The sequence below is a fragment of the Frigidibacter sp. MR17.14 genome (assembly GCF_037095735.1).
In the GTDB taxonomy this organism is placed as follows: domain Bacteria; phylum Pseudomonadota; class Alphaproteobacteria; order Rhodobacterales; family Rhodobacteraceae; genus Frigidibacter.
Genome location: NZ_JBAWKD010000007.1, coordinates 145709 through 159602, shown reverse-complemented (window position 1 = coordinate 159602; position 13894 = coordinate 145709). Strand labels below are relative to the sequence as shown.

Annotated in this window: 15 protein-coding genes and 1 pseudogene; 1 reads left to right on the top strand and 15 read right to left on the bottom strand. The window is 69.4% G+C overall.

Annotated features, from left to right (window positions below):
- Nucleotides 1-1421: class I adenylate-forming enzyme family protein (locus V8J36_RS17060; RefSeq protein WP_336468526.1), on the top strand; the 1421-nt coding region annotated here is incomplete at its 5' end.
- A gap of 77 nt (nt 1422-1498) precedes the next feature.
- Here V8J36_RS17060 and V8J36_RS17055 read toward each other — a convergent pair.
- The 15 genes and pseudogenes from V8J36_RS17055 to V8J36_RS16990 form a co-directional block, all read right to left on the bottom strand.
- The gene (locus V8J36_RS17055) at nt 1499-2383 is read right to left on the bottom strand and encodes a 3-keto-5-aminohexanoate cleavage protein (RefSeq protein WP_336468525.1); all 885 of its coding nucleotides are present in this window, start codon (nt 2381-2383) and stop codon (nt 1499-1501) included.
- Entirely contained in the window at nt 2380-3162 is a 783-nt protein-coding gene (locus tag V8J36_RS17050) for an HpcH/HpaI aldolase family protein (RefSeq protein ID WP_336468524.1), read from the bottom strand. Before V8J36_RS17050 ends, V8J36_RS17055 begins: the two co-directional genes overlap by 4 nt.
- 1 nt (nt 3163) lies before the next feature.
- On the bottom strand, nt 3164-3553 hold the full coding sequence (locus V8J36_RS17045; protein ID WP_336468523.1) for a cupin domain-containing protein: 390 nt from the start codon (nt 3551-3553) through the stop codon (nt 3164-3166).
- Nucleotides 3554-3641: 88 nt separating this feature from the next.
- Nucleotides 3642-5207, bottom strand: coding sequence for a hydantoinase B/oxoprolinase family protein (locus V8J36_RS17040; RefSeq protein ID WP_336468522.1), 1566 nt, complete (start codon nt 5205-5207; stop codon nt 3642-3644).
- 2 nt (nt 5208-5209) lie between these two features.
- A complete protein-coding gene (locus V8J36_RS17035) occupies nt 5210-7285 on the bottom strand; it encodes a hydantoinase/oxoprolinase family protein (protein WP_336468521.1) in 2076 nt (691 codons plus the stop codon).
- Nucleotides 7285-8052 carry an IclR family transcriptional regulator gene (locus tag V8J36_RS17030; RefSeq protein WP_336468520.1) on the bottom strand — a complete coding sequence of 256 codons (768 nt, stop codon included), beginning with the start codon at nt 8050-8052 and terminating at the stop codon, nt 7285-7287. The genes V8J36_RS17035 and V8J36_RS17030 overlap by 1 nt, the downstream gene beginning before the upstream one ends.
- Before the next feature lie 7 nt (nt 8053-8059).
- Nucleotides 8060-9334 (bottom strand): TRAP transporter large permease, encoded by a 1275-nt coding sequence (locus tag V8J36_RS17025; RefSeq protein ID WP_336468519.1) that lies wholly within the window; start codon nt 9332-9334, stop codon nt 8060-8062.
- Entirely contained in the window at nt 9331-9900 is a 570-nt protein-coding gene (locus V8J36_RS17020; protein ID WP_336468518.1) for a TRAP transporter small permease, read from the bottom strand. Before V8J36_RS17020 ends, V8J36_RS17025 begins: the two co-directional genes overlap by 4 nt.
- A 68-nt stretch (nt 9901-9968) precedes the next feature.
- On the bottom strand, nt 9969-10958 hold the full coding sequence (locus tag V8J36_RS17015) for a TRAP transporter substrate-binding protein (RefSeq protein ID WP_336468517.1): 990 nt from the start codon (nt 10956-10958) through the stop codon (nt 9969-9971).
- Nucleotides 10959-11233: 275 nt separating this feature from the next.
- Complete coding sequence (locus tag V8J36_RS17010; RefSeq protein ID WP_336468516.1) at nt 11234-11785, bottom strand: MFS transporter; 552 nt, start codon at nt 11783-11785, stop codon at nt 11234-11236.
- Nucleotides 11786-11867: 82 nt separating this feature from the next.
- Nucleotides 11868-12131: pseudogene (locus V8J36_RS22890) on the bottom strand (oligopeptide/dipeptide ABC transporter ATP-binding protein); the annotation flags it as partial.
- 142 nt (nt 12132-12273) lie between these two features.
- Complete coding sequence (locus tag V8J36_RS17005; protein ID WP_336468515.1) at nt 12274-12762, bottom strand: ATP-binding cassette domain-containing protein; 489 nt, start codon at nt 12760-12762, stop codon at nt 12274-12276.
- 21 nt (nt 12763-12783) lie between these two features.
- Nucleotides 12784-13035 (bottom strand): hypothetical protein, encoded by a 252-nt coding sequence (locus V8J36_RS17000; protein WP_336468514.1) that lies wholly within the window; start codon nt 13033-13035, stop codon nt 12784-12786.
- A gap of 109 nt (nt 13036-13144) precedes the next feature.
- A complete protein-coding gene (locus tag V8J36_RS16995; protein WP_336468513.1) occupies nt 13145-13498 on the bottom strand; it encodes a hypothetical protein in 354 nt (117 codons plus the stop codon).
- Nucleotides 13495-13893, bottom strand: a complete 399-nt coding sequence (locus V8J36_RS16990; protein WP_336468512.1) for a nuclear transport factor 2 family protein — start codon at nt 13891-13893, stop codon at nt 13495-13497. The genes V8J36_RS16995 and V8J36_RS16990 overlap by 4 nt, the downstream gene beginning before the upstream one ends.
- Nucleotide 13894: the final 1 nt, after the last annotated feature.

The window sequence follows — 13894 nt, the reverse complement described above, 5'->3', positions numbered from 1 at the left end:
CGGGGCTGGCCAAGACGCTGGGGCGGGTGCATGGCATCGCTCCGGGCGATCGTGTCGCGCTCTTCGCGCCGAATTCCACCGACTATCTGGTCGCGCTTTACGGGGTGCTGTGGCTGGGCGCGGTGGTGGTGCCGATCAATGCCAAGCTGCACCCGCGCGAGGCGGCGTGGATCCTTGAGGATGCCGGGGCGCGGCTGGTGCTGACCGGCGGCGGCAGAACCTTCGCCGCGCCAGACCTGATGGCGGCCCTGCCGCAGGGCTGCGCCGAGGCCGCGATCGCCCTCGCCGCTCCGCGGGCTGCGCCGCCGCAGCCGCCCGCGGCGCGCGGCGCGGACGATCTGGCATGGCTTTTCTACACCTCGGGCACCACCGGGCGGCCGAAGGGCGTGATGCTGAGCCATCGCAACCTGATGATGATGTCCTACTGCTACGCCATCGACGTCGATGCGCCGGGGCCACAGGATAACGTGCTTTACGCCGCGCCGATTTCGCATGGCGCCGGGCTCTACGGTTTCCCGGCCCTGCGCGGCGGCTCGTGCCACGTCGTTCCGGACAGCAAGGGCTTCGCGCCCGACGAGATCGAACGCCTCGCGCAGGGTCTTGGCGGGCTGGTGTTCTTTGCCGCGCCGACGATGATCAAGCGGATGGTCGATGCCGCTGCCGTCTCGGGTTTCGACGGACAGGGCATCAAGACAGTGATCTATGGCGGCGGGCCGATGTACCTCGCCGATCTGGAACGGGCGCTGGCCGTCTTCGGGCCGCGCTTCGTGCAGATCTACGGCCAGGGCGAGACGCCGATGACGATCACGGTGCTGACCCGGGCGCTGGTCGCGGATCAGGGGCATCCAGGGTGGCGAGCGCGGCGCGCCTCGGTCGGGCAGGCACAGGCCTGCGTCGAGCTGCGCGTGGTCGGGCCGGACATGGAGACGCTGCCGGCGGGCGAGACCGGCGAGATCGTGCTGCGCAGCCCGACGGTGATGCAGGGCTACTGGCGCAACCCGAAGGCCACCGCCGAGGCGATCCGCGACGGCTGGCTATGCACGGGCGATCTGGGCCGGGTGGACGAGGACGGGTTCCTGACGCTCACCGACCGCTCGAAGGACGTGATCATCTCGGGCGGCACCAACATCTATCCGCGCGAAGTCGAAGAGGTGCTGCTGACCCATCCCGGCGTCTCGGAAGTCTCGGTCGTCGGGGCTCCGAATGCAGAATGGGGGGAAGAGGTCGTGGCCTTCGTGGTTCCCGAGGCAGGGGCGGCCTGCGATGCGGGGCTGCTCGACGGCTGGTGCCGGGCGCAGATCGCCTCGTTCAAGAAGCCGCGGCGCTACGCCTTCGTGGCCGAGCTTCCGAAGAACAGCTACGGCAAGGTGCTGAAGACCGAGCTGCGCGCGCAGCTGGACCTGCTGCCGGCCGGCGACTGACGGTCCCCGGTGCCGGTTGCAGTCGGCGCGCAGCTGCACCCGACCCGCGGCGCCGATCGCGGGGGCCAGGACCGCGGTCACAACCCCAGGGCGCTGCGCGCCTCGGCCGGGGTGGCGCAGCGGCCGCCGGCGCGGGCAATCAGCGCCGCGGCTTCTGCCAGCAGCGCGGCATTGGTCTGCGGCGCGCCGGTTTCGTCCAGCAGCGTATCCTCGAGCCCGGCACGGACATGGCCGCCCGCGGCGACCGTCTCGGTAATCACCCAGCGGTTGGCGGGGCCAGCGGCGAAGGCGGCCCAGGCCGCGTCCCCGGGCAGGCGGTCGCGCATCGCGGCCAGCGCCGTGGGTGTCGCCGGGGCGCCGCCATAGCCGGTGCCCAAGCAGATCTGCAGGAAGGGCCGCGGTCCCAGCGCGCCCTCGGCCGCAAGCGTGCGCGCGGTCTCGAGATGGCCGAAGTCGAAGCATTCGACTTCGGCCAGCACGCCCGCCGCCCGGTAGAGCCCGGCCATCGCGCGCAGGTCCGGCAGCCGCGCGACATGCACCGCCTCGCCCAGTGCGAAGGTCCCGCAGTCGAGCGTGCCGATCTCGGGCCGGGCTGCCAGCACATGCGCCGCGCGCCCGGCGGGCGGCTTCAGGGTCGAGCCGGGCAGGATCCGCGTGCCCTCGCCGTCCAGCAGCAAGAGCCCGTCCATCGAGGCACTGAGATTGAGCAGGATCTGCCGTCCCTCGGCCGCGAGTCGATCGCGGATCGCCGCGACCACCCGCGCCCAAAGCGCCCCGTCGTTCGACGGCAGCCCCGTCGCGGGATCTCGGGCATGCAGATGCGCGATGGCCGCCCCCGCGCCCGCGGCCTCGGCCACTGCCGCGGCGATCGCCTCGGGCGTGACCGGCAGGCCGGGGTTGAGTGCCGCGGCATCCGGCCGGCCGCCGTTGATGCAGGCGGTCAGGATCACCGGGCGGCTCATGCCACGGCCCCGCGCACGGCCGTGCAGGCTGCCGTTGCCGCCTGCGACAGGAACATCGCGTCCTGCATCAGGGCGACGAAGCCATAACCCTGCCGATGATAGTCGAGCGCCAGTTGCGGGGTCAGGGCGAAGATGCCCGCGACCTTGCCCGCCGCACGCGCACGCGCCCCCGCCGCAGCGATGGCCGCAGCTGCATCGGGGCTGTCGAAGGTGGCCCCCGCCGACAGCGAGACAGACAGGTCCATCGGTCCGACGAAGATGCCATCGATCCCCGGCACCGCGAGGATGTCATCGAGCGCGGCCAGCGCCTCGCGCGTCTCGATCATCGCCAGCGCTAGCGTCAGCCCGTCCGCCTGCCGCAGGTAGTCGGCCGCCGACAGCCCCGAGAAGGGGATCGCCCGGCGCGGCCCCCAGCTGCGCCGTCCGGTCGGCGGGAACTTGACGTAGTCGACCAGCCGCCGCGCGTCCCCGACCGAGTTGACCATCGGGCAGACCACGCCCGCCGCCCCGAAGTCGAGCATGCGCGAGGTCAGGCCCCCGGCATCGACCGGCACCCTGACCAGAACCGGCTTGCCGATCATCGCCGCCGCCGCGACCGAGGCCTGCACGCTCGCCTCGTCCTGCATGCCGTGCTGCATGTCGAGCAGCAGCGAGTCGAGCGGACTGCGCGCCAGCGTCTCGATCAGGTTCGGATCGGGGATCTGGACGAAGGTGGACAGATGCAGCCCGCCAGCGCCCAGCGCGGGGCGGAACCCCGCCAGAACCTCTGCGCCCGCCATCTCATCCCTCCGCCGGGAAGTCAGCGGACTGATGCGCGACGATGTCGAGATAGTCCTTCCTGATCGGGCAGAAGATATCGAGGTTCATGACCACCTCGTCCGAGATCGGGATCCCTCCGTGCATCACGTCGGGGGGCACGCGCAGCACCTCGCCCGCACCGACCTCGAAGGTCTCGTCGCCCACGGTCCAGCGCATGCGCCCGGTCAGCACGACGGCGATCTGTTCGAACGGGTGCTTGTGCATGCCAAGCGTCATGCCCTTTTCCAGCCAGTTCATCACCAGCAGCACATCCTCGCCGCGGAAGCCCGCGCGGGCGATGTGGTCGCGCACCGGAAAGCGCGGCAGCTCTTCCCATTTCACCGGCATGCGGAACGGTTGCAGGTCCGTCATCTGTCATCCTCCCATTTTCGCTTGTCGTCCGGGGCGGCGGGCATAATCCCCACGCGCCCCGCCATCACTGGTTTCGGCCGCCATTTGCTCAGGCGCTCTTGGCGACCTTGAAGGCGCCGAAGCCACCGCCGCCCGGGGTGACCATGGTGACCTCGTCCGCGGCCTGCATGTCGGTCTTGCCCGACAGCATCACCGGCTTGCCGTTCACCAGGAACTGCCCGGCGCGGCCCGGCGCGCCACCGTCCAGGCCCTGCGGCGCGTCCATCAGCCGGCTGGGCACCGTGTTCAGCAGCCAGGACGACCCCGTGCGCATCCGGAACCCTATGCGCTGGCCGTCACCGCCCGGCTGCAACCCGGCCCCACCAGAGCCGCGTTCCAGTTCCTTGCAGGTGAACTCGATCGGATAGGCGGCCTCGAGCACCTCGACCGGTACCGCCGACACGCCTGTGGGGTAGCAGACCGCCGAGATGCCGGGCTTGCCCGCCCGCGCGCCCATCCCGCCCGAGTAGTTGAACATCGACGAGGTGAAGGCCCGCCCCTCGCGGTCGCGGCCCTGGATCTGCACGGTCCAGACCGCGCCCGAGCCTTCGGCCACCACCTTGTCGGGCACCACCTGCGCCAGCGCGTTCAGGATCGGGAAGGGCACATACATGCCCACGACGTGGCGCGCGTTCACCGGCGAGGGGTAGGTGGCGTTGACGATGCAGTTTTCCGGCAGCTTCAGCCGGATCGGCGCCAGCGAACCCGCGTTGTTCGGCAGGTCCGGGTTCAGGGTCGAGCGGATGGCGAAGGTCGCATAGGCCTGGGCATAAGCCGGCACCACGTTGATCCCCTTGCCGCTGCGCCCCGACGAGCCCTCGAAATCGACAACGATCTCGCCGGCCTCGGCATCGATGGTGACGGCGGTCTTCAGCGTCACCCGCTCGCCCCCCGGCACGTCGAAGGTCGAGCTGCCGTGGAAAGTGCCACCGGGCAGGGCGCGGATCGCGGCGCGGGTCGCGGCCTCGGAGCGATCGATGATCTCGTCCGACAGCGCCTCAATGTCCTCGAGCCCGTAGCGGTCGCACAGCGCGTTCAGCCGCTGCGAGGCGATCATCCCCGACGAGACCTGGGCCCCCAGATCGCCCAGCAGCGCATCGGGGGTGCGCACGTTGCGGGTGATCATCGAGAAGAGCGTCGCGTTCGGCACGCCGGCTTCGTAAAGCTTCAGCACCGGGATCCAGAGGCCTTCCTCGTGGATGTCCCGCGCGCCCGAGCCGATGCCGTAGCCGCCGATGTCGGTGTGATGGATGGTCGAGCCGGCGTAGCCGATCAGCCGCTCGCCGCGGAAGATCGGCGACAGCACGGTGATGTCGAAGAAATGCCCGGCCGACATCCACGGATCGTTGGTGATCAGCACGTCGCCGGGCTTCAGCGCGGCCACGTCAACATGGCCCAGCAGGTTGCGCGCCGCCGCGGCCAGCGAGTTGATGTGCCCCGGCGTCCCGGTCACCGCCTGCGCGACCATCCGCGCCCGGGCATCGAAGATGCCATTGGCAAGGTCGCCGGCCTCGCGCACGATCGGCGAAAAGGCGATGCGCTGCAGCGAGCGCGCCTGTTCCGAGACGATCCCGATCATGTTCGACCACAGGATCTGCAGTTCGACGCCATCCATGTTCAGTGCTCCATCATCTTGTCGGCAACGAGGCTGCCATTGGGGTGCAGGCGGACCGTCCAGCCGGGCAGGACGAAGATAGTGGTCTCGCGTTCCTCGACGATCACCGGACCGGTGATCGCCGCGCCCTCGACCAGCTCGGCCCGGGCATAGACGGCGGTCTCCATAGGCCTGCCGCGGAAATGCACGGTGCGGCTGCGCGGAAGCGGCGCGCTGCCGCCGCGGGCGGCGGTGGCGGCGCTGCGCTCGGGCAGGCGGCCGCGGGCGGTGACGTGCCAGTTCACCACCTCGATCCCCATGTCGTCGAGCTTCAGCCCGTATTGCGCGACATATTCGGTCTCGAAGATCCGGCGCATCGCCTCGGGGTCGAGGGCCGCGCGCGGGTCGAAGGGCAGCTCGATGCGCAGCTCGGACTGCTGGCCCTGATAGCGCAGGTCGGCGCCGAAGACGAAGCCGATGTCGGCGGGGGCAAGGCCCGCCTCGCCAAGCGCCGCCGCGCCTTCCTCGCCCATCTGGCCGACCAGCGCCGCGACGGCGGCAGGGTCCAGCGCGGCCAGCGGCGCCAGCTGGCTGCGCACGAGGTCGATCTGCGCGGGCGTCACCAGCGTGCCGAAGGCCGACAGCACCGAAGCCAGCGGCGGGTAGATCACCTGCCGGCTCTCGATCAGGTCGGCCACCAGACAGGCATGCACCGGGCCCGCGCCGCCGAAGGCCAGCATCGGCAGGCCGCGGTAATCGACTCCGCGGTCGGTGGCATGGGTGCGCGCTGCGCCCGCCATCTGCTCGCAGACCACCTCGTAGATGCCCCAGGCGGTCTCTTCGGGGGTCAGGCCGATCCGCGCGCCAAGCGCGCCGACCGCCGCCCGCGCGCCCTCGGCATCCAGCTTCATGTCGCCGCCCAGGAAGCGATCGGGGTCGAGAATGCCCAGCACCACGTCGGCATCGGTCACGCAGGGCTCGGTGCCGCCGCGGCCATAGCAGACCGGGCCGGGGATCGAGCCTGCGCTTTCCGGCCCGGTGCGCAAGAGGCCAAGCTCGTCGACCCAGGCGATCGAACCACCCCCTGCCCCGATCTCGATCATGTCGATCGAGGGCACGGTGATCGGCATCCCCGATCCGGGCTTGAAGCGATAGCGGCGGTCGACCTCGAAGGTGCCGGTGACCAGCGGTTCATGGTTCTGGATCAGGCAGGCCTTGGCGGTGGTGCCGCCCATGTCGAACGAGATCAGGTCGGGCATGTCGAACATGCGCGAGAAGTAGCAGGCGACCAGCGCCCCCGCGGCCGGGCCGCTTTCGATCATCCGGACCGGCAGGGTGCCGGCCTTGCCCGCGCCGATCACGCCGCCGTTCGACAGCATGATCAGCGGCTGCTGGGCAAAGCCGCGGCGATCGAGCTCGGCGATCAGCGCGTCCAGATAGGGTCGGGTGATCGGCACCGTGTACGCATTGATCGCCACGGTAGAGGTGCGCAGGTATTCGCGCATCTGCGGCGCGATCTCGGAAGAGAGCGAGACGAAGATCTCGGGCGCCTCGCGGGCGAAGACCTCGGCGATGCGGGCCTCGTTCTCGCCGTTGCGATACGCGTTCAGCAGGCTTACTGCCACCGACTGGATGCCGCGGTCGCGGCAGGTGCGGGCGATGGCGGCGATCTCCGCCTCGGCCGGGATGCGGCTGACGGTGCCGTCGGCCAGCACGCGCTCGTCCACGACCCAGGTGCGCTCGCGCGGGATCAGCGGCTCGGCGAATTCGATCTGCGGATCGTACATGTCATAGCGGTGCTCGTCCCGGATATAGAGGATGTCCGAGAAGCCCTTGGTCAGGATCAGGCCCACCGGCGGGCCCTTGCGCTCGATCAGGGCGTTGGTGACGACGGTGGTGGCATGGACCAGCACGTCGTTCACGTCGACCGGGCCGATGCCGGCGCGATCCATCACCAGCCCCACGCCGCGGAAGAAGCCGTCGAGCAGGTTGCCGTGGGTGGTCAGGGTCTTGTCTACGAAAGTCCGCCCGTCGTCGGCCAGAAGGACCGCGTCGGTGAAGGTGCCGCCGATGTCGATGGCGAGGGAATATCTGGTCATCACTTGGGATCCGTGTTGCCGAGTTGGATGGACAGCCTGCGCGTGACGTCGCGCAGCGCGGTGACGAAGGGCTCTTTCGCCGGGGCACCGATCGAGGCCGTGGGTCCGGCGATGGTCAGGGTCGCGGCCATGCGGCCGGTCATGTCGAAGACGGGGGCAGAGATCGCGGTGACCCCGGGCAGGGTCTGGTTCGGGGCCTCGGCCCAGCCACGGGCGTGGACCTCGGCGACCTCGGCGGCGAATCGGCCGGGGTCAAGCGGCGTTTCATCGGTCCAGGCGCGCAGCGCGCCTTCGGCCAGACGCGCCCCGCCGAAGGCCATCGCGACCTTGCCCTGCGCCGAGGCGTGGAAGTCCAGAAGCGCGCCGGGCCGGGTCACGATCTCGACCGGCTGCGACGAGCGCACCATGTCGAGAATCCGCATCCCTGTAGGCTCCATCTGCGACAGCGAGACGGTGAAGCCGGTGGCCTCGCTCAGCTCGACCATCAGCGGGCGGGCGTCGCGCAGAAGGTCGGTGCCGTCGGCCAGCGACTGCCCGAGGTGATAGAGCTTGTAGGACAGCCGGTAGCGGTCGGTCTCCAGGTCCTGCAGCACGTAGCCGAGCTGCAGGAGCGTGCGCAGGAAGCGGTGCACGCGCACCTTCTGGATATCAAGCTGGCGCGACAGGTCCGCCAGCGCGACCGGGCGGCCGATCTCGACCATCAGCTCTATGACCCGGAAGGCCATCTGCGTGGACTGGTTGCCCGACTTGTCGAATTCGAAGCTCATGCGGACCTCACTTCAGAAGGCTGGGAAGGAACAGGGTCAGCGGCGGCGCCGCGACCGTCAGGAACAGGACCAGCACCGCCAGCCCGATCAGCGGCAGCGCGGCGCGGGTGACCTCTTCAAGGCTGACGCGGGCGATGGCTCCGACGATGAACAGCACCAGCCCCACCGGCGGGGTCACCATGCCGATCATCAGGTTCAGCACGATCATGATGCCCATCTGCACCGGGTCGAGCCCCATCAGCGGTGTGACCTGCGCAAGGATCGGCATGATCAGGATCATCGCCGCCATCGGTTCGAGGAACAGGCCCAGCACCAGCAGCAGCAGGTTCAGCATCAGGATCAGCACTGCCGGGGTCTCGCTGACCGACAGCATCGCCGCGGCGACTTTCTGGGGGATGTTCTCGATTCCCATCACGAAGGCGGTGACGCTGGCCATGGCGATCACCAGCATGATCCCGGCCGACATCGTCGCGGTCTCGAAGAAGCTGCGCTCGATCTCGCGCAGCGACAGGCTGCGGTAGAGCAGCCCGCCGATCAGCAGCGCATAGACGCAGGCGACCGCCGCGGCCTCGGTCGGCGTGAAGATCCCGCCGCGGATGCCGCCGACGATGATCACCGGCAACAGCATCGCCGGGATCGCGCCCACGGTGGCGGCCCGCCGCTCGTGGCGCGGCAGAAGGGGCGCGGCGGGGTGGTTCTCGGCCCGCGCGCGCCACAGCACATAGAGCGTGAGCAGCCCCGCCAGCGCGAAGGCCGGGCCGATCCCGGCCAGGAACAGGTCCCCGATCGAGGTGCCCGTCAGCGCGCCATAGAGCACGAGGCTGAGCGAGGGCGGGATCATCGGTCCCAGCAGCGAGCCGACGGCGGTCAGCGCTGCCGCATAGGCAGGCCGGTAGCCGTCGCGCACCATCGCCGGCACCATCACGCTGCCGATCGCCGAGGCCTCGGCCGTCGCGGCACCCGAGACACCGGCAAAAAGCAGGCTCGAGATCACGTTGACCACGGCAAGCCCGCCACGCAGCCGGCCGACCAGCATCTGCGCGAAGCGGACGATCTGCTGGGTGAGATTGGCCGCATTCATCAGGTTGCCGGCGAGGATGAACAGCGGGATGGTCAGCAGCACGAAGCTGTCGATCCCCGCGATCATCCGCTGCGGCATCGCCAGCAGCAGGTGCAGATGGCCATGTGCCAGCAGGTAGCTGATCGACGACAGCCCGAGGCTGATCGCGACCGGAATCCCCAGCGCCAGCGCGAAGGTGAAGGTGGCAAGGATCAGGATCACAGCTCACCCCCCCGCACGGCATCGGCATCGGGGCCCTGCGGCGCGGGCAGTCCCTGCCCGCTGCGCCACAGCCCGAGCTGCCGGACGAGATCCACGCCGATGCGCAGCGCCAGCAGGCCCAGCCCCAGCGGCAGCGCGAGATAGACCCAGAACATCGACGGGATCGGCATCGCCGTGCCGAAGAGGTCGCCCAGCAGGAAGCGCAGTGCCGGGATTGGCTGGCGCCCGGTCTTGAGCGCGTATTTCACCCCGTAGAGCACCAACGTGCACAGCAGCGCACAGGAGGCCAGCGAGCCCGCGATGGCCATCGCCAGCGCCACCCGGCGCGAGACGGCGTCGCGCAGCATGGTGACGGCGACGATCTCGCCGCGTTCGTAGGCAAGGATCGCGGCCAGGAAACTGCCCCAGATCAGCAGGTAGCGGCAGACCTCTTCGGCCCAGATCAGCGAGGTGCCGAAGACGTAGCGCAGAACGACCTGGACGATCATCAGCGCCAGCAGGATGACGAGCATGGCCACCGTGACCGCGCGGATCGCGGTCCCGTGGAAGGTGCGGATGCCGGACAACGGCTCCTCCATCGATTTGGATCAGTTGCCGGGCCCGCGCGCGACGCGGGCACCGGGCCGGGCTTGGCTCAGTTCGTGCTCTGGGCGTGGACCGCCTCTGCGAACTTGCCGATCAGGGGGTCCTTGCCGATCCAGGCGTCGAGGACCGGCTGCATCTTCGCGCGCATGGCATCCGGGTCCTTGATTTCGGTGATCGTGACGCCGTTCTCTTCGAGGAACGCGCGCACGCCGTCCTCGTCGGCCTTGGCCATCGCGTATTGCTCGGCGATGACTTCGTGGCCGGACTCGGTCAGGGCGGTCTGGATGTCGGCGGGCAGACCGTCGAAGACGCTCTCGCTCATCATCAGGACGCCAGGCCAGAAGTAATGGCCGGTGAGCGTCACGCTCTTGGCCGCCTGATAGAGGCTTTCGGCCTTGATCGAGGACAGGTTCATTTCGACCGCGTCGATGGTCCCGGTCTCGAGCGCGGAATAGACCTCTCCGAAGGCCATGCCGATCGGTTGGGTGCCAACGGCCTCCCATGTCGCCTTGTGCAGCGGCGTGGGCACGATCCGCGTCTTCAGCCCGGCGAAGTCCGCGACCGAGGCGACGGGCTTGCCGCGGGTCAGGAAGTGGCGCTGCCCGGCCTCGATGTAGCCGAGCCCCTTGATGTCGCTGGTGGCCAGAGTATCCAGCATCTCCTGCCCGACGTCCGAGGCCAGGACCTTGGCCATGGTGTCGTAGCTGTCGACGAGGAACGGCAGTTGCAGCGCGTCGAACGCCGGCGCGTCCAGCGTCAGCGGGATCGTCGGCACCGAGACCAGCGCGCCGTCGATGGTTCCAAGCTGCACCCCCTCCAGAAGCTGCTTGTCGTCACCGAGCTGGCGGTCGCCGTAGACCTCGATCTTCACCTTGCCTCCGGTCTTCGCCGCGACCTTGTCCGCGAAAAGCTGGAGGCCGCCCTGGAACAGGTGGGTCGAGGCGGCCGCATGGCCGAATTTGAAGGAATAGTCCTGCGCTTGGCCCGCTGCTGGCAACAACAGAGCCATCGCGGCGAAGACGCCGCAACGAATGTTCATGGTATCTCCTCCCTTGCGTTACGATATTCGTAATGCTATTTCAAAATACGTTATGACTATGATTCGTGTCAACGCGCGCCCCGTGCCGCGGCTGCCGACATGACGGCGCGTCCCACCGGAAATGTCAGATCTTTGCTCCCCGCCGATCCGCGCGGGTCGCGGCGGATTTTCGTCCCGTTTCCGGGCGATGGCCGCCCACGGCTGTGGCGGCCTCGCCGGCCGGTAGCCGCGGTAGCGCAGCACCACCTCATACTTTCGGATGAATGTCGGGGACCTCAGCCGCGTCGACGGACATAGACGGCGACGCCGCCCATCGCCGCGCGAAGCACCGCGCCCACGCCAAGGAAGGCCGCGCCCAACCCGAGGCTGTGGCCCATACGTCCGAAGACCGCCGGGCTGACGAAGGCGATGCGGTGCCCTGAACACCGCGCAAGCCAGACGATGGCGCCGCCAATCAGCCGCCCGATCGTGCTGCCCCCCGACATCCACATCGCGCAGCGCGTGATCGCCTCGTTGCGCTTGGGCCCCGCACCCTCGGAGACGAGGACTTGGAAGGACGAGGCCATGATGATGATCGCCGCCCCCATCAGCGCCTGCGACATGGCCTGAAGCGGGGTCGCGGCAAAGAAGACCGTGAGCCCGATTGTGGCCATGAGGAACAGCGATCCGGCCTGCAGCATCCGCATCGGCCCGATGGCGTCGATCCTCTGGCCGAGCGGCATCGCGATGACCAGCGGCAGCGCCGCCTTCAGCGTGACCATCTGCCCGATCAACGCAGTCGAGGCGCCAAGCTCGTCGGTGTAAAGCGGGAAATAGGGCTGCGCCACGCCGACGACGCCGAAGAAGACCTCGCCGCCATGGACGCCAAACCGGGTGAATCGTTCTGTCGACCTGGCGGCAGTCGGCCTCGCGGGTCTTCGAATGGGCGGCGAGCACGGGCTTGCGCTCGCGGCAGAGCGCGGTGGCCCTAAGGCAGCGCGAGCTCAAGGCGCAGCCCGCCGGCAGGTCGAGCGGGCTTGGCAGTTCACCCTGCAGCGGCGTCGCGACACGCGCATCCTCGATCATCGGATCGGGCACCGGGGCCGCGGCGATCAGCGCCTGGGTGTAGGAATGCGCCCGGTCGCGGAGGATCTCGTCGGCAGGGCCGCATTCGACGATCTCGCCCGGGTGCATGACCTTGATCCGGTCCGAGATGTAGCTGACCGTCAGCGGGTCGTGCGAGATGAAGACGAAGCGGACGCCGAGGTCACACTTCAGGTCCACCGTCAGGTTTACGATCTGCGCGCGCGCCGAGATGTCCAGCGCCGAGGTCGGCTCATCCGCGACGACGACCACCGGTTCCAGTGCCAGCGCGCTCGATGGCCACGCGCTGGCGCTGCCCGCCCGAAAGCTGACCCGGGCAGCGCCCGACATAGAACGGATCGAGCCCGACCTGAGCCAGCAGCCGGCCCACCCTCCCGACCCGCTCGGCCCGGGTGCCGCGCCCGCGCACCTCGAGCGGCTCGGACAGGATGCGGTCGACAGTCATCTCAGGATTGAACGAGGCAACCGGGTCCTGGAAGATCATCTGCGCCATCCCCTCGACGAAGACGTCGCCAGACGTCGCGGGGTCGAGCCCCAGCAGCCGCCGCGCGAGCGTGCTCTTGCCGCAGCCGCTCTGGCCGACGATGCCCAGCGTCTCGGCCCGGCGAAGGCAGCACGCGGCGTCACCGACAGCCTGCACGGTGCCGGTGTCGGTGGCGAAGCGGGTCCGCAGGTTGGGCACCTGCAGCAGGGCGTCATCGACGGGCCGAAAGAAGGTCATGGCAGGGGGCTCTGTCCGGGATCACTTGCGGGAGCGGGGGGCAAGCACCTGGCGGATGCCGTCCGACAGGAAGTGAAGGGCGACGGCAATCGGCAGGACGATCAGCTCGGGCAGGGTCGAGATCCACCAAGCCTGTCCCAGGTGCATCTGCCCGTCGCGGATGACGTCGCCCAGAGAGCGCGCGGGCGGCATGATCCAGAGCCTCAGGAAAGAGAGCCCTGGCTCGACGAGGATCGTGTCCACCGTGAACAGCCGTGACGCGCCGTCTTCCAAGGCGGCTTTCCTGCCCCATCGGCCCTCGCGACCACGGACTCCTTATCCGGCACGACCCAGGCACAGTCTCGACCACGGGTGTAGCGCCGGGCGGAACCGTCCCGGGCGGTCACCCCGCCGCCGCGCGCATCGCCAGCGCGCGAAAATCGAGACGCCGTCCTTCGGCGTGCAGCCGCGGCTCGGGCCCGCAGAGCAACCCCTCGACCGCCATCTCGACCCCGCGCGTGTTCAGGATCGAGACCGTCTGAGTCGCCGCATCGAAGCGCAGCGGCAGCGCGACCTGCCCGTCCTCGGCGGCAAAGCGCAGCACGTACCAATGGGCCAGCGTCACCTCACAGGCCACGCCCGCGGGTTGGGCGATGGTGACCGGGGCCGCCACGGGCCCCGCCAGCGACAACGCGGGTGCCCCGAGCAATCCGGCAAAGCCAAGCGTGCGCGCGATCGGACGCAGGCACCGGATCATGCCGCCACCTGCGCGCGAAGCTCGTCGAAGTCCCAGAAGTCGGTGCTGCGCCGGATGCGGCCGGCCTCGATCTCGAAGAGATGCACGCCACGCAGCGCCACGCGGCGGCCTGCAGCCTTCAGCGGCCCCAGATCGCGGACCAGCGTTCCGGTCATCAGGTAGGTCACGACGACCTGCGACCCGGCGCGGACCGGGCGCTCGGTCTCGAACCGCAGGTCCCTGAACATCGCCAGGAACCCCTCGAGCCCCGCGCGCAGGGCCTCGGGCCCGCTGCGCGCCTTGCCCGATGCCGCCTCGACATGCGTGCCGTCCCCGGCATACAGCGCCACCGCTGCCCCGGCATCGCCCGCGTTGTAGGCCCGGTAGAAGGCCGCGATCAGCGCGTCCTGCTCCACG

Excerpts from the sequence above, each read along its gene's own strand:
- V8J36_RS17055 (WP_336468525.1), bottom strand. The coding sequence starts at position 2,383 with ATGAGCCGCCCGGTGATCCTGACCGCCTGCATCAACGGCGGCCGGCCG.
- V8J36_RS17050 (WP_336468524.1), bottom strand. The coding sequence starts at position 3,162 with ATGGCGGGCGCAGAGGTTCTGGCGGGGTTCCGCCCCGCGCTGGGCGCT.
- V8J36_RS17045 (WP_336468523.1), bottom strand. The coding sequence starts at position 3,553 with ATGACGGACCTGCAACCGTTCCGCATGCCGGTGAAATGGGAAGAGCTG.
- V8J36_RS17040 (WP_336468522.1), bottom strand. The coding sequence starts at position 5,207 with ATGGATGGCGTCGAACTGCAGATCCTGTGGTCGAACATGATCGGGATC.
- V8J36_RS17035 (WP_336468521.1), bottom strand. The coding sequence starts at position 7,285 with ATGACCAGATATTCCCTCGCCATCGACATCGGCGGCACCTTCACCGAC.
- V8J36_RS17030 (WP_336468520.1), bottom strand. The coding sequence starts at position 8,052 with ATGAGCTTCGAATTCGACAAGTCGGGCAACCAGTCCACGCAGATGGCC.
- V8J36_RS17015 (WP_336468517.1), bottom strand. The coding sequence starts at position 10,958 with ATGAACATTCGTTGCGGCGTCTTCGCCGCGATGGCTCTGTTGTTGCCA.
- V8J36_RS17005 (WP_336468515.1), bottom strand. The coding sequence starts at position 12,762 with ATGACCTTCTTTCGGCCCGTCGATGACGCCCTGCTGCAGGTGCCCAAC.
- V8J36_RS16995 (WP_336468513.1), bottom strand. The coding sequence starts at position 13,498 with ATGATCCGGTGCCTGCGTCCGATCGCGCGCACGCTTGGCTTTGCCGGA.